A 23,316-nucleotide genomic window follows, 5' to 3' on the forward strand; every position below is an offset into this window, starting at 1 on the left:
CTATCAGAATAATATCACGGTTTGGATAATGCGGATACGGAGGATTGCGGCTCACGCCAAAAAAGATTTGCCTATGCTAAGCCGAGAATATATCTCCCTAACATCTTGATTTTCTCTACCACACTCCTAAATCTAACCCCATTCCAGCGCAAACGGATTATGTTATAGTTCTGTAGATAAATTGAACAAGGTGGTTAAAAGATTGTTAATTCATGCTGATTCTTTTTTTTGCATGCACTGCAAAATTATCCATATTCGCAGAGAGGGGGATCTCATTATGACAACCGGTTGGGTCTATATCGGCAGCGTCCAGCACGCCGCTGGGTTCTGCAGCACCTACAAGCCGCTGCTGCAGAACCAAACCCGGACGGCTCTTTCCACAGGACATACCAAGTGAAACAAAAAGCTCCGTCCTTCAAGGGACGGAGCTCGCTTTTTAATTTACGTATTATAAATATTTTCGCATTCCTGCACGGTCGGTTGATAAAAGCAGTGCTTCTTCCAGCGTCCTACGAGCGGCTGATCATACCAAGTTGGCGGACATGGTCCGGGATTTTCAAAAGATCCCGGGCGGAAATACCATAGGGAGAATTCGGCCGGCCAATTCCGCTCCCCATTCACGGACCGTTGCGCCAGACGACGTTCCCTGTCTCTTGCGCCTTGATAGTACAAACTATGCTGCAACGCTTCGAAAGCATGCGGCTGCTCGATCATTTGGGGAATTGTCCGGATGTTTTTAAAATCGGAGCAATTTCCTCTTATACGGTTAATGCCAACATTTCCAACAAGGAGCATGCCCATTTCGCCTTCGGTCTCGGCTTCAGCTCGAAGCAACCTTGCCAACATATCAATATCCCGACTCCTGGCTTTTACGACTGCCATTGACTCACCTCTTTAGCTTTCTAGACTCATCATATTATAGGCGAAGCGGAAGTGTTACTCGGCCAAGGGAGCGATATTACCGTATCTCAGTTACTCGCTGACGGTTCATTGATTTGATTGATAATATAATTCCTTAAACGATCTAAGTCAGACGGTAAAAAGTTTTTTATTTGGGCTTGGTCATTATGTATTTCAATTGCATTTTCAACGATATGACGGTACTGCGAAGGAACTAAATCAATGCCCCACCTGCCGGCTTCTTCCTTTGAATATATCGCTTTGTTTTCTTTATAAGACCAGATTCTAAGGAGTGTGAGGATTCCTGTAACGAGAAGCTCCCCCTCCAGTTTGCTGAAATAATCTATACCCCAATAAATGGAATCCCAGAAATGCTCTTCAGGTACAGGAGGAAATACCTCGTTTATGGCTCGTCCGTAAATACAAATACCGCTTTGGTTAATTAAAGTTACGTGACATGCGATATCGCCGTCCGTGCAGACCTCCTTAAAATCCCAGAATGCCAAATCATTCTCACGGGCTATAACCTCAAATTTAGGTCGCCAATACTCGCTAAAGTGAAACTCGTAAGGAGTGGGATGCCTCCATGGATTAAGGTCAGAGATACACAAAACACTTAACTCTATTGGTGATGGTTTTTTATGTAGAGCCAAGAATCCATTCATTAAATGAAAACGTTGAGACGCATTTATGGAGGTTTGAGTTATAACCATAATATCTAAATCACTGCGGGAAGGCTGAAAGCTGCCTAAACACATTGAACCGTGAAGGTAAATCCCTATCAAGTTTTCACCCAACGCGTGTGATAAAAAATCCGTTACCATAATGATCTGCTTCTTTATTTCCGAAGGGCAATTCCCCCAGTTATATCCGCTCAAAAGATAACAACTCCTGACTTTATAATTCGTTCATTTCATATTCTCTAATTGATAATAACATGACTTCATCCTAAATATGGTAATAACAAATATTTAAATTTATTGTTTACCTTTAATAGCAGAAAGAGCAGGAGCAGCTGCCGTTGACCAAAAAAAATCCCCTCCCGGCTTCCGGCAGGGGATGTTGTCTCAGGATGATGGTAATTTACTCTCGAAACAGGAATACTTGCTTTACATACCTTAAAAAATGAACATCCATGTACGATGCCATTCGTTTGTTTAGGTCGCGATATTCCTCCAGTTTCTCTGAGTGGCGTTTACTTCGTTCATCGATCTGCCTGTCAAAGTTATGAAGCTCGGTCTCAAGCCGGATTCTGGCAGCCTCCAATTCCTTTGTTAAGGAATCCAGCTCAGGATGATGAGCCTGTTTGATCACATTTAGCTTCTCCTGCGCTGCGGTTTTATACGTTTGTTCGGTCTCGGTTAATTTTGACTTCCGATCCTTATACTTGAACGCTATGGCGGAGATTTCGCTGCGAGGAAGGACTGCGGGAATTTTAGATCGATACCTGCGTTCGATTTTTATTTTCCAGTCGACCAGCGCCTTCGCTTGAGATCGGCTCATGCCTATATGAACCGAACCACCGTTTTTTAAAATCAAATATGCCCTATCGATTTGTTTGCGGCCATAGGACTGATTGATCGTAATGTCCATAAAATCGGCAGGCGTTCGAATTCCGTTCGTTCTTAAACGGCGTTTCATTTCATCGTCGATACCCGGAATAGTATCCTGGCTAATCTTATGTTTAATGATCTGCTCTTCCAGCCACGTTTTTTGAAATGAGGCCAGTCTGCTGGACAACTCCGTTTTTTCCTCATGGTCCATGTTCCGTCTTTCGCCAAATAACCCGTTTAAATGAATATGAAGCTCCTTCTCTACCGCTTCCGTTTCATGCTTTTCCCGATAAGCCGCTTCCTCGAGCCTTTGTATGCAATCACGTATCGATTCCTCTTCGCTTTGACTGAATTTTTGCTTCCTATCGTTTAATTCGTTCAGCTCGCTGCTTAATTCGGATAGGGCAGGCTCCAGCCTCTTTATGTTTTCCTGGGTGGCTCTCTTTTCCCGGACGGCGGGAACCTTTCCATAACGCCAACTTAAAAAGGCCATCTCCGTGCCCAAACCTATAATCGAACAGAAGAGCGGCGCCGTGACCGGGGCACTGCTGTACAAAGCAGCCGCGGCTAACGCTGCTGCGAGTAAAATCAAGTACGAAACGAAGCTGTCCAGCAAAAACAAATACATTGATCGCTTCTTGCGCGGCGCCGCTTCCAACGTAATATGGTCCAAGACCCAAGACGCTCCACCGGAATACGAAGGCTCTGGCGGCGATATAGCGTCAACCTTCCGCGGCCTCCGCTTCAAAACCCGATCAGACAAGATGATTAGTGAATTTCTAAATGCCGTAATTTTAGATAAGGACGTGATATGGAGGCTTGAAGGCTGCATATCCTTTCCCTCCGAATGGGGATCGGGGAGTCCGGGTACCTCCGGCACTTCCATTGCCGTGAATGCCCGAAGGGCGGTTGCAGCATTTCGTACCGCCTCTTCTTCAACAAGCGTCAGCAACTCGAATGCCCGTGACACATCTGGACGAACAAAGTCATTCCGTCGAAAAAGAAGGCTTTCCTCCGTCTCTCCCGCTTCAAGCGAATGCCATAATGAGGGATCGGAACAAACGGCTGCGATCGATATCCAAACTACCCATGCCGAAAAATGATCGATATAGGGGCCGAAATGCTCTTCATTCCTTCCCGGATGTTGATAGTTTCGATGACCTAGCTCGTTGCTTGGCATGCCGTTTAAAGCGGGGACATACATCCCGTCGTAATCGATCAGAATGATTTCATTATTATGGATTAATATATTTCCATGCTGCAAGTCGCCATGCCCAATATTAGCCGAGCATAAATCGAGGGTCATTATTAACCATTTATCGGCGAGTTCTTGCAGCAGGTCGGCACGATGCAAATTCCGCCCCACGTAAGCGAGCAGCGACTCTCCTTCCACCCACTGCATTTTCACGACCGGAAACCACTGACCGTTAATGTTGATGCCTTCGGAAAGATATTCGAACGGGACGAGATAAGGAAGAGGATTGGAGCGTAAATGCAAGCTGATGGCATCGTAACGGAACTTCTGATCCTTTACATTGTTCGTGAAGCACCTGACCGCCCACTCTCGCTCGCCGCACTTCATTTTATATACGCTGGCAAAGCTTCCCGATATCGGACGGGGGAGGCCAAGCTTATCCAATTCAGGGAGACTTGCCTGCAGATCTGGGTCCTTGAAGCAGATACGCGGATTTTGGATGGCTTCCCTATAATCCTGCGGAGTGGGCCAGAACAATAGCCTCACTTCCCTTTAACCAGTTTTAATCGAATAAACGTAACATCATCATTCCTAAGATAAAAATAGCCCTCATGGTGAGGCCGCCGTCTTTCTTCATGCACGAGATGTTGAAAGTCGTGCTCGTCGGCTAGCTTTTGCATGATCCTGATTACGCTGGTATCTTCCTTGTAGCGAGTCAACAGCCAACAGGCTAGGGCATCGGTCATCAACCAGAACTCGTCTCCCGCTCCGGCAATATCGCTCCATCTGTGAACAAACTCATGAAGCTGGGCATTATTGGCCGTGTTACTCGAGATGAGAACCGGTCGACGCCCAAAATCATCGGCTGTGCTTAAAGGAAATGAGGCGATCAACTTATCCTCTCGAATATGAAAAATACAGCTATCGCCGACCGCGATCGCGTCAAATGCCGCAGCATCGGCATCGATCGCAAATCGGAACGTGATCCCCGCTAATGTGGAAAACGCCCCGCTGCTGAGCTTCTCTTGCGCATACCAGGGGAGAGTTTTGCCGTTCATTTTTTTCTGCCAGGCTTTCGATAATGGGGAGACTGCTCTATGGATCTGCATACCTCCGAATCTGCCAAAGCAATAACCCTTTACGAGCAAATTCGCCCACTGTTCAGCATAAGAGGATTCACTGGCCCCATCGGCTATGGCGAATCTGCAAACTGTCGTCTCCTTGTGAACGTGCATGCTGCTATGGGAGGCATCCTCGTATTCATCTCTGCGATTACCTGCCTTCGGCAATAGAAAACATTCGCTTTCGATTCGCATAACGGAAGCTCTATCGCAGATTGGCCGGACGCGTTCCGATATCAAGCGCCTGGATCACGAGAGTTAAATCCGCATTAAGCACAAAACCTCTCGCTCCATCGGAAAGATTCAAGTCGTACTCCTGATTGGCGACGCGGATCATAAAAGGCGTCAGCGGACTCGAACCTTCGTAAAGAACCCTGGAATACGCGTCGGGCAGCGCATCCGCGGTTTCCGGAAAACGGAGCTCTACCGCGCTCGGACTATTCGAGATGTGCAGATTGAATAACAGTACATTGCCGTCATCCGTCGAGAGCGCTCTTAGTTGTTCCATTTCAAGCGCCGGATCGCCGTCGGTCGATTCCCCATCCGTAATATGAATAACAACCGGCGGAAAACAATGAGTGTATTCACTGATCCATTGAGTCAGAACGGTTTGAGCCGTTCTCATCGCTTCGCACATCGGCGTGCCCCCATTAGCTACGGGCTCAAACCAGACCGGAAACTTGACGAGTTGATCAACCAGCCCGCCTGCCCCATCCGGCACTTTTTTCAACCGCTTATCCAGCCTTGACGGATTATCGGCAATTTCGCTAATCGGCACCACTTCTTTCCCCGCCAGAACACCTCCGAACGCCGGACCGACACCGGCGCCATAGCCGATTACGCCAACATGATAGTAATCGCGTATCCCTTCCGACTTCGCGCATTTGATAACGAGATTTTGCAATAACCGGTTGATGGCGTCCGATACGCTCTCGGATTTCGTGCTGGCCCCAAACGGATCAGACATCGACCCGGATTGGTCGATAATAAACAAGATACAAGACGGATTCGAACGGCTGATTTCAGCTGAATACATGGCGCTCACCCCTCATAATAGGTATATGTTTATTCCTATTCGATAAGGGACAAAGTATTGACAATAAAAAAAGCAGCCGACGTAAAACGCCGGCTGCTGTATTGAACTATAAGCTTTGGACGCTTCGCGGATGGGTAATCCATCGGCGGGGAGCACTGAATGGGGCACGTCAAAGCCGACCTATACGCTGATGAGCGAACTGCTTTTCAATCCCGAGAATTGCTCCGTAAGGCTTGGATCGTCAAGAATCGGTTACTTCAACGTAATTTGACTTCAATATTAAAAATGGGTCTTTACTCTTAAAAGCATCAAACTGAGCAGATACGTAAGCATCTTTGCCTGTAATTTTTAAATTAAGCACATATTTAAACCTTGCATTAGCAATGCTCTTTAAACCAAAACTGTTAAATATACCTTCAAAAATTACTAAAAGATAAAAATAAAATTTATACAGTGAACTTTTATTCTTTATACTCTCAATAACAATTTTTATCGTTGAAGCTGTTAAACAAAACTCCATCTTTTCTGTTAAATCCTTTTTGTCTACAATGATGTTCTCATCACAAAAAATAGTAATAGTTCTCGGAGAATCATCGAATGGGTCTTCAATGTACTCAAGGGAAAGATTAGCAGTCAAGTTTTCCATGTTTTCATCCTCTGCGCATGCTCACTATTTTTATATTACATTTGGTATTTTATCTAAGGAATCAAGAAAACTTAAGCGGAATTTATAACCAAGAAAAAGAAGTTGCAGAATTATCGGCAACCTTGTGTGCTTTTCTTATCGAACATACATTTCCCGTTACTTAAGTACGGTGATTTATATACAAACCCATCCTTATTCATTAGGACATACATGGGATACGTCTCTATATCCAATTTTTTTAATTTTTTACTCTGTTTCTTATTGTAAACGTGACATGCATTTCCGTAATATTATCCAGGATTACTTGATTAGAATGAATGAAGGTTAATGAAATAAAGCCACCAATCATGCCGGCAGCTTCGTTGTAGGGTAAGTATTGAGTTAAAGTCTCCCGTTTGCTTAATCTCATATCAAGATATTAGATCAGTTTTAGCTAAATCCAATGCCACGGCTATTTTAATCTGATTCGTTTTACTGAGCCCTTTAATCAAATTCTCTACCGGATACACATCTACTATCGGAGCACTTTTTTCATCATTGCGATCCAGCTTCGTCAAAGTTGTACACTAAATTCTATAACAAAGGGAACCAAACAAACTACAAATACATATAGATGCCTATAGAGTTTTTAATGACTATGTAGTACTTGTTCGGTGCAGCTGTCGTGTCAATGCTGAACTTTTAGAAAACAACTCCTCTATCTCCCCTGATCAGGATGCAAAAATTTCCACATGCTCATGCCGCGAAGGAGGTAAGTAATTTGCCGTTTAAACCACATCCCAATAATACTGCTCTTGTAATCACAGACCCACAAAATGACTTTATGAGTCCTGGGGGAAGAGGCTATCATCTGACTAAAGGAACTATTGAACGAAACAATACTATACAAAACCTTGAACTATTAATGAGAACTGCCATGAATAAAGGATACCAACTTTTCATATCGCCCCATTATTTATACCCTCATGATTATGGCTGGCAATTTACAGGAAATGAACAAAAGATGCTATTAGGTCTTGGAATGTATCAAGTAGCAAATGCGTACACACCACCGTCATTTGGAGCTGATTTTGTTCATTCCTTCAAACCTTATATTTTTGATAAAAGAACCGTCATTGCAACTCCTCACAAGGTTGCCAGCCCACAAACAAATGACTTGGAATATCAGTTACGACAACATAAAAAAGAGAAGATCATTATTGCAGGGGTGCTTTCCAACGTTTGTGTAGAGTCACATATGAGGCATCTAATCGAAACTGGTTTTGAAACAGCTGTTGTATACGATGCCACCGCAACAATTAGTGAAGATGATTTTCAAGCTGCCGTTACCAATTATAAAGCATTTGCTAGTGCTACTTGGACGACACAGGAGGCTATTTCAAACTTATAAATCAATATCCCCAATGGTATAAAACAACCGTGGTAAATTCGAATCTATTCTTAAGCTTTATACATCTCCTTTTGTTTGGGTAATTCAACACGTTTTCCTTCAATAATAACTCCAATTGTTCCCCAATCAAATTGCTCAATCAGTTACTCGATCTCACCCATACACGAAGCGGTCCTACGGTTGTCCATCCCGATTTAAGTGCTGCGGTAAGATCAGTACCGCTTTCGTATCCCACCATGGGTAACCCCGGAAAATCTAATGAGACTATATTATGAATATCTGACCACGTATTTTCGATATTAGCACTCGAAAATACGTTGGATATCCCTATGGCATTTGCGCCTAGATTAGCGATAAATCCTGACACTTCATCCTTGTTCTTTTTTAGATAAATTTTTACATCACGGCGCTCTAAAAGTTCAGGTTTAATCACATTTTCTAAGCCATGGGCGGAAGTCCAATCCGCTAGCTCATGTTCTGTTGTGACATGGCACCATCCAGGTTGAATGGACTCCAAGCTAGCCACCGGTGCATGATAAATCCAGTCGGCTGTAAATAACACTTCAAAATCAAAAGGCGACAAATCAAGATTAGCAAAACTATCTTTGATACCGGTTGTTTCTTTATTAGCAATGATGTCAATTACCTCATCAACGGTTACATGCCTGCTTGATGTAATCACGTCCGGGTAATACGGCGGAGATTTCGATGTTGTCTTCCAAATATGTTTTCTAGAAGTTGCAGCAATACCGTGCGTCTCGCATACGATTCCACACCAAACGATATTATTTAATACAGCTGCATCAAGCTTTTCACTCATGATGGCTTCCCCCTGCTCTGATAGGATGCATTGCTCCCGTAATCAAAAGGCAGCCGATCTTCGGCTGCCTTTCCTTTTATAAATGGGCTATAGGGACATGGAGGCGTCCGATTGAAGCTGCTCCAGAAGCTTTCCCGTATCGATGTCCGGTTCCGGATAGGAAAGGTCCAGCTTCTCCAAGGAATTTAAAATAATCCGGAGCACCAAGTAGTCGCGGAACCATCGTTCATTGGCCGGGACGATATGCCACGGAGCATGATTGGTTGCCGTATGCCGGAAGGCATCCTCGTATGCGTCAATGTATGAATCCCAGTAATGCCGCTCGTTGAGATCGCTTGGATCGAATTTCCACAACTTCTCCGGGTTGCTCAGCCGTTCGCGGATTTTCTCGAGTTGAAATTCAGGAGAAATATGCAAGAAAATTTTGATCAGCAATACACCATTGTTTGTTAGAAGCTTCTCGAAATGCCGTATATGCTTCATCCGGGCTGCCGCTTCCTCGTCCTGTATTAAGCCATGTACCCGGGTAATGAGCACATCCTCATAATAAGAACGGTTAAATGCCGTAATATAGCCTTTGGCAGGAACAACCTTATGCGTTCTCCATAAGAAGTCATGAGCAGACTCTTCAGGAGTCGGCTTCTTAAAACTCTCCGCTCGAAAACCTTGAGGATTCAGATTGGACAGTACCTTCTTGATAACGCCGTCCTTCCCGCTGCAATCCATCCCTTGGAACAAAACAAGCACGCCATTCGTCTTCGAGGCAAATAACTTGTCCTGCAGATCGCGAAGCTTCCGTTCCATGTGTTCAAACTCATCTTGAATGTCCTCTTTACTTGCATAGCCGCCCGTATCGTTCGGATCGAAGCGGCTCAGACCGCGCTTGTCCGCTTTGGTCAGCCGATAGTTTTTCAACATGAGAAACACCTCCTCAGTCACTTCTTTAGCTCTCGTCAAATATTCGAGATGATAGCATTAAAACCCTTCCAATTCACAATAGACATGTTTGATTCATCACCATACGTAGTTAAGTTATCTTCCCGACAACTCCCACTTTAATAAAGGGCAAGCTGCATTTGCAGCTTGCCCTTTAACCATCTTACTTGAGTATCAGATTAGCAATAACCTGTGCGCTCTCCGCCCGGGTAACCACATCTTTCGGCACGAATAGATTATTGCCATGTCCTTTTATAAGTTCCAACGCTTGCGCTTTTCTTACTGCCTCCTTTGCCCAACTGCTAACTTTTCCTTGGTCAGCAAAGTCTTTTACATAGACAGGATCTACCTTAGTACCTTTAAGATACTCATAAGCACGTACGAGCATAACGGCCATTTCTTCCCGAGTAATGGTTGCATCCGGTGCAAATACAGTCTTAGAAAGCCCGGTCACTATCCCCGCCTCTGTAGCTGCCGCCACCTCACTGCTATACCAACTCTTTTGCGCCACATCTTTGAAGGTCGTCACTCCCTGTGCTTTAAGACCAAGTGCGCGCACGATCAACGTTGTGAATTCCGCTCGCGTCACAGACTTTTTCGGTGCAAAGTGAGTTTGATCAATACCTTCAATAATGTGCTTGGCAGCCATTTTCTTAATAACTCCAGCCGCCCAAAATGAATCGCTCACATCTATGAAAGACTTATCATAGCTAAGAACTGCGTATGTGCTGAAATGACTAATTTGCGCAAACAGTTTGTCATCGAGTATCTCCCCGCCAACATACTCCAAAGAACCGTCACTGGCCATATAATAAATGCCATTCAGTTCTTTCTTGGACTGATCTAGTACAAGGAGTCCAATCGAAATGCTCTCGTCAAATTGAGATAATTTTTTCTCCATTCCATCCTTGTCTATAATAGAAAGCGAAAATTCGAACATACTCCCTGCAACAGTCAGATCCGCTTTTGCTTTGGCTTCCGCTTTCTTCAACAGCTCTGTGCGATCTGCAACAGATACAGGCTCCATTTTTAAGGAAATCAACGCATCCTTCAGTTGATCCACCGATAGAAGATTCTGCAGTTTGAGTAACACACTGCCCGGAATTTGAATGGTTACATTATCATTTGACAGCTCGATTACGTTCTTCTTGTCGATGGTTGCATTTGCAGGAAGAAGCACTTGCTTCGCATCATTGTCGATTTTGACAGAGATTTTACCAGCCAGATTGGCTTTTGGGAGCGTTATAACACTTGGTTTCGGATTGCTCACTATCTCTCCAGCACCTGGATTGTTATTAGCATTCAACGCTACTGGAACATTCAAATTGTCGAAATTAATATGACCAAAGCCACCTGTTCCTTGGTCAACGACCTGAATATATAAACGCTCTCCTTTATAGGCAGAAGCGTCCCAAGTAACACGGCTGTAGGCTTCGTTGTTGTTCCCGGTTGCTTTCATCAGAATATTATTATCGGATGCTCGCACAAGTGCAACATAAAGCTTATCGATATCCATTCCACCGCCAACTAGGAAGCTGATTTTGCCGTTTCCTCCTAATTTAAACGTTTGAGATGTCAGTGATCCTGTTGCAGAATCTCCGAGTTTTGGCGTAAATCCCCACAAATGATAGCGATCAGGGTCTTTTGCGACTGAGGCCTGATTAAATGGTCCGCCCCATCCCCAATCGTTAACCTTTACGACATTTTGATTCGAAAATGATTGTCCCTGTGCCGTCCAACCGGACAAGTCACCTTTTTCAAAATCAGCATTGGGCAGTTCCCCAACTGGCACAGCTTGATCTTGAATAGCCGGCCAACTAGCTGGAACCGAGCTGCCATAAGCGGAGTTCATTTCCCAAATCTGTAATTTCTGAATGGTAACTGCCCCATCTTCGCTCCATAACTCAAGGCCGAGTGCATCACCACGTGTTGGATAAATGCGGGATGTTATGCTATTCTTACCGTTGGCATAGGCCTCAAGCATCGAACGATCCAGATAGACATGCAGCTTCAACAGATCCCCATCGAGCACCATGTTTCCAGATTGTATGCCTTTCTGTACATCAGGATCCAGAGAAGATTTCCATCTATCCAAGCTTAGAAGTTGTTTTTCTGAATCGTAGAAGAGCTTGGTCTCCTCACTGCCATCTGCGGTCTTCCGCAGAGAGAGACCCAGCTTTTTCGCGTTATTCATCTTAGCTTCCAATACAACCTCTAACATATCTCCTTGCACCTTATTCAGCTTGGCATTAGCTGCTCCGACAGTAGTCTGAGAAAGGTCCACCAAATTTTTACCTCTTAGCGATTGCAATTCAGGAATCGGTTCTACACCCAGCGTATCGTCGCTGAGCAAGGATAACACAAGTGGCAATCCGCCATTATGCGCCCAACCTGCATCATAATGCTGCTGTTCGGTACGACGATCTTGCGTGATGCTGAATAATATCGAACGCCCTTGTCCATCCACCATACCACTTGGTCCCGTAAAGTGTTCACCAAAATCGAATAAGCGAGGCTCCTCGTGGTCGGGAATGAATTTGTTAGTCACTTTATCCCAAGTACCAATCCAATGAAAGACGTACTTCACATTATCCGCATCATAATGGTCAAACCACGGATTAATGAAGAATGCATATTTCATCGTTCCATTGTTATCTTTGCCCAGTGGAAGCAATACAGGAAGCTCCCATACTTGCCCGGTTTTATGGTATTTCTCATAATCACCTACAAAGAACGGATGTTGATAAGTCCAGTGAATCATATCATCGGATGTATACAGTAAAGCAGTACCACCTACATTCTTAATTCCTGAACCAACTAATTGGTACCAGGTATCGCCGTCCTTCCATACGTACGGGTCACGGAAATTGCCGTACCATACTTGACCCTCTTCCGCTTGTAAATTAGACGCTTGGGTAGTTACCGGAGATCCGTTATAAACCCAATTCTTCAGATTAACATCGCCGTCATCCTTAAAAGTGCTTCTCGCAAGCCCTGTTGCCTGATTTGGTGTAGCTTTATCATCCCCAGCTGTAAAGAATAACGCTGGATTACCATTGTCGTCGACAACAGCACTGCCAGACCATACCCCGTCAGGTGTTTCTGAGTTAGCATCCGGAGCAAGGGCAACCGGCATGTCTTTCCAATGCACCATATCGTCACTCACTGCATGTCCCCAATGAATTTGATGCCAATAAGGACCTTGCGGATCAAATTGATAGAAGATATGATACTTTCCATCAAAGTATAGTGGAGCGTGTGGTTCGTTCATCCAATGCCCTGGCGCAATCAGGTGATACTGTGGCCGGTAACGGTCCCCATCGTAATCCGTACGTTCAAAATCCAAAGAAGGCTTTGGAAGAATACCTCCTTCATAACGGGATGACACGGTTTGATAGTCACTTTGGATTTCTCCTTGAGAGAGGGAACGATTATACACTTTCACTTCGTCAATCATGCCGTTAAACATATTGGCAGTGAAGACCCCGTTAATCAAAACGCCTGAGTTATTTTTACCGATCATAAAATCTTTGTTCGCTGGGGAAATGGGCAACTTCTTCTCAGCGGTTGCTGTACCCACCACTTCACCATTCAAGTACAGCTTTAACTTCCCGTCAGTTCTGCTGTAGGTAGCAGCAATATGAGACCACTCGGATTTTTTGAGAGGCTTATCAACTGCAGCCCATACCTCCACCCATTTGCCGTTAATTCCTACCTGGAATGACCATTCTCCATGACGGCCCATTCCCAAAATGTAACCAGTGCGGTTATCGCTGTCATATTGATTAACAATCGCAGAAAGTTTTCCTTGGTCACCCCACTCATAAGACCTTGGTGCAACCCAAGATTCAATGGTGATTTCATCCGCAGGTTTGGCGATCTCATTCGCAGGTCTGTTGATCCAAGTAGAGTATCCATCGAAAAGCAATCCCTTACCGACGATACCGTCTCTCCATAAAGGTTCGCTGTTCGGTTTATATTTCGCATCATTAAATACATAATTAACCGCATCCTTCTGATTACGAACCGTATCACTAGCGGTTGTACCCTGTCCTTCATTAAAGGACCAGTAGCCGACTAATCCTGATCCTTTTACCTGAAAATCATCGACATTGATATGTCCAGTAGGGTCTTGATCTACAACTTGAATATATAACTCCTGGCCAAGATACTGCGTTGCATCCCAATTAACTTGGGTGTACGCTTCCGACTGATTTCCAGTCGCTTTCATCAGTACAGAATGATCTGAAGCACGTACTAGAGCCACGTAAAGTTGGTTTTTATTGGCTCCGCCACCTAAAAGAAAATGGATAAAACCATTTCCGCTCAGCCTGAAGGGGTTAGATGTTAACATACCGGTCTGCTCGTCGGCTCTGCCATAACCGGATACATGATAGGTGCCTTCTTGACCGAATGGCTTTAAATCGTCACCAAAAGTAGCCTCATTTGTCACTGCACCCGTAAAGGCATCTCCTTCCACCGTCCAGCCACTTAAATCACCAGTCTCGAAGCCTGGATTTTCAATGAAATCTGGTGTGGTTGAGTTTAAGTTTGTCGCTAATACGCCTTCTGTCGGAACAGATTCATGATAGGTAAAGAAAGCATCGGCAAAAATCATACCCCAATCCGAAGTGGCATTATCAACAATTTCAAGATACAGATTCTCATCAAGGTGCTTAGACAAATCTGCTTTGTATTGAACCATATTGGCAAGCCGCATACCTTGCTCAATATCCGGGAAATTGACATCCTTAAATTCCGTATTTCCGTACCTGGCGATCAACTCATCTGTATCCGCATTGTATACGTCAACGTGTACAAGATCAGTGTTTTTACCTCCTCCAAGTTTAAACGTCATCCAGCCAGAGCCGCCCAAAGTGAATGTAGATGAACGCAGGACTCCTGTTTTCTGCTCATCATACATCCAACCGTCAAGATGGTAGTTGCCTTCTTGATTAAATGGGATGTTTTCGGCCCACCAAGTCGCATCACTCGAGACACTGCTAGGTCCAAATGCGTCGCCAGAAACAACCGTCCAACCTAATAAGCTACCCGATTCGAAGCCAGGATTGCGTAACTCATATCGAACAGGAGTATACAGATTTTTGGCCAAAACACCATCAGTCGGTGTACTCGTAAGGTAGGTCTTAAAATCGTCGGCAAAAATTACTCCCCAGTCAGCTGTTGCTTCATCAACAATCTCAAAATATAGATTTTCGCCTAGGTACGATCGCAAATCCGCTTTATACTGCACCATATTAGCCAGTCGGAGGCCCTTGTCAACATTAGGGAAATTAATATCAGCAAATTCGGTGTTCCCGTAACGCGCTACTAACTCACTGGTAGTGGCATCATAAACATCGATATGTACCAAATCAGTATTCTTACCACCGCCTAATTTAAAGGAAATCCATCCGCTTCCACTTAATTTAAATGTAGTAGATCGCAGTTTCCCCGTCTTATCCTCCGAATACTTCCAACCATTCAGATGATATTGACCCTCCTGGTTATAGGGGATCTTTTCAGCCCAGTAGGTCGTTTCATTCGATACGCTGTCTGGACCAAAAGCCTCCCCTTCAACAACGGTCCACCCGCTCATATCTCCAGATTCAAATCCGGGGTTTTCAATTTCTTTCACACTCGAATCGTACAAATTATCGGCTCTAGCACCATCATTTGGTTTTGTTTCATAATAAGTATTGAAGGAATCAGCAAACAGTAGTCCCCAATCGGTAGTTCCGTTATCCACGATATCGATATACAAATTTTGACCTATATAAGAGCTTAAATCGGCTTTATACTTAACCAGGTTAGCTAAACGCAAGCCAAGGTCTACATTTGGAAAGTTGTTAGCATTCCATTCCGTATTTCCGTAACGAGCAATCACTTCACCCGTGTCTGCATTATGGATTTCAATATACTCCTGGTCTGTATGTCTGCCTCCGCCAAGCATAAACGTAATCCACCCTGAACCATCCAGGGTGAAAGTTGAAGATCTTACCCTTCCCGTTGCTGCTTCTTCTGCCTTCCATCCATTTAAGTGGTATGTTCCTTCTTGTTGATATGGAATTTTTTCGGCCCAATACGTAGTTTCATTTGATACACTGTCTTTCCCGAATGCAGTCCCCTCGATAATCGTCCAGCCCGTCATATCTCCGGTTTCAAAACCGGGATTCTCGATGGTATTTGCATATACTGAAGAAGTCGATAACGCATCGCTATTATCCGCAGGTGTGATTTCTTCAGCATAGACGTTACCAACACCGCTACCTAGACTTGTCGATAAAATTAAGGAAGAAATTAAGAAATGGAAAAGCTTCGAACGAGTTTTCCTTTTTAACACGAGTCTACCCCCATTATCCCTCATAATAGCGCTTACATTTTGACGGATTAAATTCCCCCCATCTATACGGACTCTTGTCAATGTATAGTTGGAGAGAACTAACTACTGCTTATTTCATTAATGCTTTCTTTGCTAAAGCCAATGCGCCACACAAACCTGCATTACCTCCAAGAGAAGGCGGAACAATATAGGTTTCTAAATCGGAAGCAAATACAGGATGATCTACATAACCGTTTAAACGCTTTTTCACTTGTTCTCTGATCAGCGGGAACAAATGCTTTTGATTCATGATGCCGCCACCTAAGATGATTTTCTCTGGTGAAAGAACGAGAATGTAGTTTGCTAATGCCTGACCAATATAGAAGCTCTCCAATTCCCAAGCATTATGAGAATCTCCCAATAGCATGGCTTTGCTATCCCATCTCTTCTCTACCGCTGGTCCAGATGCCATTCCCTCTAGACAATCGCCATGATAGGGACAGTTTCCAGCATAACTGTCCTTCGGATGACGATTCACAACAATATGTCCCATTTCCGGGTGCATTAAGCCGTGCACGAGATTCCCCTCTACGATCGCACCCACACCGATCCCCGTTCCAACCGTCATATATATACAGTTACGAAGTCCAGCTGCCGCCCCCCAGACGGACTCTCCCAAGGCAGCTGCATTTACATCGGTATCGATACCAAGTGGAATATCCGTGCTTTGCTTTATATGATCCAGAATGCGGTATCCACTCCAGTACGGTTTCGGTGTGCTCGTTACCGACCCATACGCAGAACTTTGAGGGTTTAGATCTATAGGTCCAAAAGTCCCTATTCCTATTGCCACGATTCCTTTATTAGAAAAGAAGGACATGGCCTGATCCATAGTAGCTTCAGGTGTCGTGGTTGGAATGGATATTCGTTCTATAATTTCACCATCCATAGTGCCAACTCCACAAACAAACTTAGTTCCTCCGCCTTCAATAGCTCCCAGCAACATATCACTTCACCTCCTAACTAGATACCGGTTCACACGCATAAATAGATTGAAGCGGATAAAAATCAAGTCGATGTATGATTGCTTCCCCGCCACGGCTATACAATTCCAATCCTACACTTGAAGGATCCGGGAAAATTTGATCGGTAATGACTACCTCTCCATCATTAGCAAAAATCTCAATGGAAGAATGATCGACAAATAAGTGAAGATGAATACGACCTTCAATTGGTTCAAGTTGAACATCATGGTTGCATGCAAACTGATGATGAAAACCACTTTCCCCTGCTTCACAGCGATTAACAAATAATCTTTTCTCAGCTGTACGATATCCGACTACTGTCTTTTCAGTATCCGAAGCCCGAAGATTAAACCCAATTTCCTCAATATTTCCAACTTCAATTTCGCAGATCAGTTCGTATCTTTCCCCTTTGAGCCCAGCCAACAAATTATCTCCGGGACGAATAGTAATACCCTGCCATTGTAGATTCTGACCCTGTTCTCTCAATACAAGAAGTTCGGGAACAGGTTGCTGCACAACTCGATTGCCATAAGGAGTGCTGCGCAAACGTAATTCTCTAGGAAGTGTCATCGCACTACGCCATTCCTGTGTTGGTGTTAAATTGGCATATTTCCAGTTGCTCATCCATCCAATAAACAACTTTGCTTGATCTGGACGTTGAACATCTGACCATGTTACACCGGCATAATTATCACGGCCATGATCAAGCCATAAGATACTGTCGGAATTGTTGTCGTTTATAAAGCTTGTGCCATCGAACTCTCCAATGAAATACTGAGTTCTGGAGCCCTCCTCAAAATCAGGATGATCTCCGATGCTGAGAATAAGTACCCATTTACACTGGCCTTCAGTACCCTCAATTGGAAGCTCGATTAGATCGGGGCATTCCCAGACACCTTCATGAGAACCTTCCTCCATGCCAAATTCACTTGCAAACGTCCAACTCTTTAAATCATAAGAAGTATAGAATTGAACACGATCGCCTGCAGCCAAAACCATTACCCAATGCTGCATCTGCTCATACCAGAATACTTTTGGATCGCGGAAGTCAGTATGCTCCTCGTTCGCTAATACAGGGTTGTTCTCGTACATCGTCCAGCTTCTTCCTTTATCTGAACTGTAAGCCAAGCTTTGCCGCTGTCTTGGACGATCTGAGTCCGGATACTGGTCTGCTTGAGTGAAAAGGGCAACGAGACCCGGTTGGCCACCGAAGAAACCGCTGCTGTCCTTCCAATCTACAACAATACTTCCAGAGAAGATAAAACCGTTATGATCTGGCTTCATTGCGATGGGCATGTGCTCCCAATGTACAAGATCCGAACTGATGGCGTGACCCCAGTGCATCGGTCCCCAGGTGGTCCCATTCGGGTGATATTGATAAAAGAGATGATACTCACCTTCAAAGAAAACCATTCCGTTTGGATCATTCATCCAATTGGTCTGCGGTGTAAAGTGAAATTGCGGTCGGTATCTTTGATTCATGATTTGAGTTATCATTTCGTGTTCATCCTTCCATTTGAAAGCAAAAGCCTTACTCTTGCAGGAACAACAAACCGGAACAACAGCGCATTGCTCCGGTTTGTTCTGTGTCTTATTTGCAGGGTTTTATCCGGCTTGCTTTAAGTATTGTTTTTCTTAAAATCGTCATAGCCCTTTTGGTAAATTTGGAGCAGCTCCTGCAATCCGATTTGGTCAAGTTTCTTCAAGTAACCATCCCACTCTTTATCAACGCCGCCATCCATGAGCCATTTCGCTTTCATTTGTTTTGTATACTCTTTGAGTTGTGTCTCAATTTGGTTGATTTTGTCCAGATCTTCTGCGGAGAAGAATACAAATGGATAATTTTCTTTCACTTGATACGGGAAGTAATACTTTTGAAGTTCATCCAGCCGTTGCTTCGCGCGCGGCTCCATATCGACGAGTGTGCCAAATTGATCTTTTGTGATCACGGTCGGTCCGCCTGGTGCCACTTTAATGCGGTATTCACCGGCTGTAGTGCCAGCTGGAACCGGCAGATTTACCAGTTTGCCGTTCTCTTCTTTATATACTTCACCAATCGGTCCCCAATGTGCTTGGATAGCCGTTTTCGGATCGTACAACTGGTCAACCCAACGAGCAGTGATTTCTGGTTGCTTGTTTGCTTTTGTGATAACGAAAGAATCACGGGAATACTCGGAGTAGTTCGTTTTGCCAATTACGACTTCACCATCGTTATTTTTAAGAGGCGGCATCAGGACGTAATCTTTCATTCGATCTTCACCAACAATCTCTGGTCCTTCCCACCAAATGAAGGAACCAAGCGTCTCATCAGCGGTTTTACCTTTGGCTTTCAACTTCTCGCCGTCCATGCTAGCGATCTCTGGATCGATCAAACCTTCTTCATACCATTTATGGTAATAAGCAATTGCTTCCTTATATTCTGGAAGAGCCAGCGAATATTGAACCTTTCCGTCCTTTACGATGCGATGATCGTCAGTCGTTACGTCTGGTGCTCCAAACATGCCGAGCAGATCTCCTTCATTACCGCACCAGCCTTGGAACCACCAAGAGAGTGGGATCACGGTTCCCTTTCCATTTACATTGTTGTCTTTGAACGCTTTTAAAGCATCATGATACTCTTGCAGCGTAGTTGGTACTGGCAGACCCAGCTGGTCCAACCATTTCTTATTAATGAACATCTGATTAGGCATACCGATTAGATTCATTTCTTCCGCATATGGCAAGGAGTAAATATGCCCGTCAGGTGCCGTTACCACAGCTTTCAAATCCGGACGTGTTTCAAACAACTTCTTCAGGTTCGGCATGTACTTGTCGATCAAGTTTTCCAGAGGAATAATGGTTCCTTCGCTTCCATATTTAATCAAGTCGTAATCAGAGAATTGTGCATTGTAGAAGGCATCTGGGAGATCATCAGTAGCCAAAAGCAGATTCTTCTTTTCCTGATAGCCGTCGCTCGCAATATTATTCCAATCGATATGGACATTGGATTGCGTTTCAAGGTTCTTGAAAAACGTCATGTCTCCAAAACTTGGAGCTAACGGGTTTTTAGGAGACACAAATTTGAGCGTAACTTTATCCTGCACAATTGGATATCCTGTTAAATTGATATCACTCACCGTGGTTGCATTGCCATTTTTAGATGAAGATGATGATTCCGGATCATTTGAGGATTTGCTACATGCTGTAAATACCAGGCTTGCAGAAACTAACAGAAATAAAGTTGAAGCATACCTTCTTTTCATTTCAATTCCTCCTGTTTTATCTTTGTTAAAACAACCGCCCTTAGAATTCGCTTGCCATAGTTATTCTTACATTAACCACCTCCTTAGTGTGATGAACTTCATTAATTTCGGTTGTTTTGCTTATCCTTTCACGCTGCCGATCATAACGCCCTTGACAAAATAGCGCTGTATAAACGGATAGACGACCAATAAGGGCAGTGAAGCAATAACAATAACACCATATTTGAGTAAGCTAGCTACACGCTGCTGGACTTCCGCCGATTCAACATCCGTTACAAATTGGCTTGCAAGCTCATTTTGAATGACAAGAATGTTACGCAGTACTAGCTGCAATGGGTACTTTTTCTCGTCTCCCAGATAAATAAGGGCATCGAAGAACGAGTTCCAGTAGCCGACGGCGTAAAACAAAGCCAATACAGCAATAATAGCCTTAGAAAGCGGAAGCACGATTCTGGTAAAAAAGGTAATATCCGAGCATCCGTCAATCTTAGCTTGCTCAAGAAGTTCATTTGGAATCGTGTCTTGGAAAAAAGACCGTGCAATAATAACATTAAAAAGGGAAACTGCCTTGGGAAGAATCAGAGCCCACATCGTATTTACCAAGTGCAGCTTCTTAACAACCAGATAAGTGGGGATCAACCCGCCAGAGAAAAACATTGTGATGAGCAGGTAAACCATTATTGTATTTCGGCCATATAAATCTCTGCGGGATAACGCGTACCCTGCAAGGACCGTGAACGTAACATTAATTACGGTTCCTACACTTGTGTACAAAAGGGTATTCTGATACCCTCTCCAAATGCTATCCTCTTTAAAAATACGCATGTAACCTTCCATCGTAATGCCTTTTGGCCAAATCCACATCTCACCATTTAGAACCGTTGTGGGATTACTTATGGAAGCGATAAAGACGAAATACAAGGGGTATAACACAATTAAAGCGATTACCGATAAAACGAAATAGTTCAGGATGTCGAATATAAGATCGTTTCGAGATCTTAATGATTTTGTCTGACTGACGGACACGGTTCGTCCCTCCTAGAATAAACTTGTATTAGACATTTTTTTGGCAGCTTTGTTAACAGCTAAGAGTAGAACAAGATTAATAACTGAGTTAAATAAACCTACAGCAGCGGAGAAGCTATATTGGGATTGTTTCAGACCCACCTTGTAAACATAGGTCGATATGATCTCAGAGCTTGGTAAGTTAGTCGGTGTCTGTAGTAAATAAGCCTTCTCGAAACCAACACCCATTACATTTCCTACCGCGAGAATCAACAGAATAATTGCCGTAGGCATAATCGAAGGTAAATCGACATTCAAGATACGCTGCCATTTCGTAGCGCCATCTACGATAGCCGCTTCATGAATTTCTGGATTCACCCCAGCCAAAGCTGCCAGATAAACAATGGCACTGAACCCGGTTCCTTGCCAGACATCAGATAAAATGTAAATAGCTTTAAAATACTCAGGTTGAGTCATAAACAAAATGGGCTTACTACCGGTCAGGTGTACGATTGCCTGATTAATAATCCCTGTCTGTGAGAGGAATACCAGAATCATCCCAGACAAGACAACAGTTGAAATAAAGAATGGTGCGTAAACCGTTGTCTGAACGAACTTCTTAAATCGCAAATTGGAGACTTGATTCAACATTAAAGCAAGGATAATTGGCAATGGGAAGGTAACAATAAGCCCCAGTACGCTGAGTCCAAGCGTGTTAGCAATCAACTCTTTAAAATTGTAGGAAGTAAAGAATCGTTCAAAATGCTCGAATCCTACCCATGGGCTTCCCAAGATTCCCTTCGTAACGGAAAAATCTTTAAAAGCGATGATAACCCCATACATCGGCCAGTAAGCAAAAATAGCAAAGTACAAAAGAGTGGGCAGCAAGAAAAGGTAAAGCTGATAATTGTTCAGAATTGATTTTAAACGTCTAGACTTCAACTGGGTTTGCCTCACTTTCGATTAATTTGAAACGTTTCCATTTTGATGCAGTTTAATCCCCATTTTTAACAAAAGGAAACGAATACATATTTTATATTTGAAACGTTTCCAAAACTTAGATCTTTTTTGCATAAGAGATTTTCTTTTTTGAAACGTTTCCAAATTAGCGAGAAAAAAATCAGGCCTAACGTATAAAGTTCTACGTTGTCTCTCCAGGCCTGAACTGTACGGGAATCCGAATCGTATCCTGCGAGATCGCATTTCCAGAGATTTGGGTTAAAAGAAGTTGCACGGAGGTCCGTGCCATCTCTTCTACCGGTTGACGAATTGTCGAAAGAATTGGATGAAACAGCGTACTATCCTGAATGCCATCATAACCAATTACCTTTACGTCCTGAGGAACTTGAATTCCGTATTTTTGTGCTTGATCAATATACTTGGCAGCAAAAAGATCTGTAATGGCAAATACACCATCAACCTCGCGGTTCTCCCTAACCTTAAAGAAATTTCCGAAATATTTCAAATCGTCCAATATCGGATCAGGCTCTTCATAAATAATATAGTCTAGACCCAGTGACTCTGCTTCGTCGATAAATCCTTTTTTCCGAAGCATTGTCTCACTGAACACGGAAGTTATGGCTCCCAGGAATGCAGGCTTACGAACACCGGCTTTGTATAGCTCCCGCATTGCAATCCGGCCTCCTGTGTAATTATCCGACGTTACGCATGGAACTGATTTAGAGAAGTGACGGTCAATACTAACAAGTGGTATTTCTGTATCCAGACTACTCTCAATATCGTTATAAGTAATACCCAGAATCCCCGCAACTTTGTTTTGGCTGAGCATATCAAAGTAATATAGTTCTTTCGCGGGCTTGCCACCGCTGTTACATAGAATTAATTTGTAACCTTCGCGATCAAGTTCATCTTCAATATAGTAGGCAAGTTCGGAGAAAAATGGATTCCATATACTCGGAAGCAATAATGCGATTAAATTTGATTTTTGCATTTTAAAGTTTCTAGCGATTTCATTGGGCACATAATTTAACTGCTTTATCGCTGCTATGACCTTTTCCCGAGTCTTCGGTTTAACCGATGCCTGATTGTTGATGACCCGCGATACGGTACCAACCCCAACACCGGCTAATTCGGCTACATCTTTCAAATTTGACAAGCTCATACC

The 23,316-nt window shown here is 43.8% G+C and carries 16 protein-coding genes; 1 reads left to right on the forward strand and 15 read right to left on the reverse strand.

Annotation, left to right across the window (positions count from 1 at the left end; translation table 11 throughout):
* Positions 1-441 precede the first annotated feature (441 nt).
* The 6 genes from WFK81_RS04160 to WFK81_RS04185 form a co-directional block, all read right to left on the reverse strand.
* Complete coding sequence (locus tag WFK81_RS04160; protein WP_336785170.1) at positions 442-882, reverse strand: cell wall hydrolase; 441 nt, start codon at positions 880-882, stop codon at positions 442-444.
* An 86-nt stretch (positions 883-968) separates the two neighbouring features.
* On the reverse strand, positions 969-1,778 hold the full coding sequence (locus WFK81_RS04165) for an aminoglycoside adenylyltransferase domain-containing protein (protein WP_336785171.1): 810 nt from the start codon (positions 1,776-1,778) through the stop codon (positions 969-971).
* A 205-nt stretch (positions 1,779-1,983) separates the two neighbouring features.
* On the reverse strand, positions 1,984-4,185 hold the full coding sequence (locus WFK81_RS04170; protein WP_336785172.1) for a hypothetical protein: 2,202 nt from the start codon (positions 4,183-4,185) through the stop codon (positions 1,984-1,986).
* A 5-nt stretch (positions 4,186-4,190) separates the two neighbouring features.
* Complete coding sequence (locus tag WFK81_RS04175) at positions 4,191-4,964, reverse strand: protein phosphatase 2C domain-containing protein (protein ID WP_336785173.1); 774 nt, start codon at positions 4,962-4,964, stop codon at positions 4,191-4,193.
* A gap of 10 nt (positions 4,965-4,974) precedes the next feature.
* Positions 4,975-5,805, reverse strand: a complete 831-nt coding sequence (locus WFK81_RS04180; protein ID WP_336785174.1) for a vWA domain-containing protein — start codon at positions 5,803-5,805, stop codon at positions 4,975-4,977.
* A gap of 241 nt (positions 5,806-6,046) precedes the next feature.
* Positions 6,047-6,451, reverse strand: a complete 405-nt coding sequence (locus WFK81_RS04185) for a hypothetical protein (protein WP_336785175.1) — start codon at positions 6,449-6,451, stop codon at positions 6,047-6,049.
* A gap of 760 nt (positions 6,452-7,211) precedes the next feature.
* Between WFK81_RS04185 and WFK81_RS04190 the strand changes: the two genes are divergently transcribed.
* The gene (locus WFK81_RS04190; protein ID WP_336785176.1) at positions 7,212-7,841 is read left to right on the forward strand and encodes an isochorismatase family cysteine hydrolase; all 630 of its coding nucleotides are present in this window, start codon (positions 7,212-7,214) and stop codon (positions 7,839-7,841) included.
* Between the two features lie 139 nt (positions 7,842-7,980).
* On the opposite strand, the gene WFK81_RS04195 is transcribed toward WFK81_RS04190, so the two are convergent.
* The 9 genes from WFK81_RS04195 to WFK81_RS04235 all read right to left on the reverse strand — a co-directional run bounded on the left by WFK81_RS04195 (position 7,981) and on the right by WFK81_RS04235 (position 23,307).
* On the reverse strand, positions 7,981-8,661 hold the full coding sequence (locus WFK81_RS04195) for a hypothetical protein (protein WP_336785177.1): 681 nt from the start codon (positions 8,659-8,661) through the stop codon (positions 7,981-7,983).
* 87 nt (positions 8,662-8,748) lie between these two features.
* Positions 8,749-9,579 (reverse strand): PPK2 family polyphosphate kinase, encoded by an 831-nt coding sequence (locus WFK81_RS04200; RefSeq protein ID WP_336785178.1) that lies wholly within the window; start codon positions 9,577-9,579, stop codon positions 8,749-8,751.
* Positions 9,580-9,760: 181 nt separating this feature from the next.
* Complete coding sequence (locus WFK81_RS04205) at positions 9,761-15,940, reverse strand: S-layer homology domain-containing protein (RefSeq protein ID WP_336785179.1); 6,180 nt, start codon at positions 15,938-15,940, stop codon at positions 9,761-9,763.
* Positions 15,941-16,049: 109 nt separating this feature from the next.
* Positions 16,050-16,925 (reverse strand): ROK family protein, encoded by an 876-nt coding sequence (locus tag WFK81_RS04210; protein ID WP_336785180.1) that lies wholly within the window; start codon positions 16,923-16,925, stop codon positions 16,050-16,052.
* A 13-nt stretch (positions 16,926-16,938) separates the two neighbouring features.
* A complete protein-coding gene (locus WFK81_RS04215; protein WP_336785181.1) occupies positions 16,939-18,441 on the reverse strand; it encodes a glycoside hydrolase family 32 protein in 1,503 nt (500 codons plus the stop codon).
* 122 nt (positions 18,442-18,563) lie between these two features.
* Positions 18,564-20,186 (reverse strand): ABC transporter substrate-binding protein, encoded by a 1,623-nt coding sequence (locus tag WFK81_RS04220; protein WP_336785182.1) that lies wholly within the window; start codon positions 20,184-20,186, stop codon positions 18,564-18,566.
* Between the two features lie 120 nt (positions 20,187-20,306).
* Positions 20,307-21,212 carry a carbohydrate ABC transporter permease gene (locus WFK81_RS04225; RefSeq protein ID WP_336785183.1) on the reverse strand — a complete coding sequence of 302 codons (906 nt, stop codon included), beginning with the start codon at positions 21,210-21,212 and terminating at the stop codon, positions 20,307-20,309.
* Between the two features lie 12 nt (positions 21,213-21,224).
* Positions 21,225-22,133, reverse strand: a complete 909-nt coding sequence (locus WFK81_RS04230; protein ID WP_336785184.1) for an ABC transporter permease — start codon at positions 22,131-22,133, stop codon at positions 21,225-21,227.
* A 199-nt stretch (positions 22,134-22,332) separates the two neighbouring features.
* The gene (locus WFK81_RS04235; protein ID WP_336785185.1) at positions 22,333-23,307 is read right to left on the reverse strand and encodes a LacI family DNA-binding transcriptional regulator; all 975 of its coding nucleotides are present in this window, start codon (positions 23,305-23,307) and stop codon (positions 22,333-22,335) included.
* Between the last annotated feature and the right edge of the window lie 9 nt (positions 23,308-23,316).

Origin of the sequence: Paenibacillus sp. MMO-177 (assembly GCF_037147795.1) — a bacterium.
In the GTDB taxonomy this organism is placed as follows: Bacteria; Bacillota; Bacilli; order Paenibacillales; family Paenibacillaceae; genus Pristimantibacillus.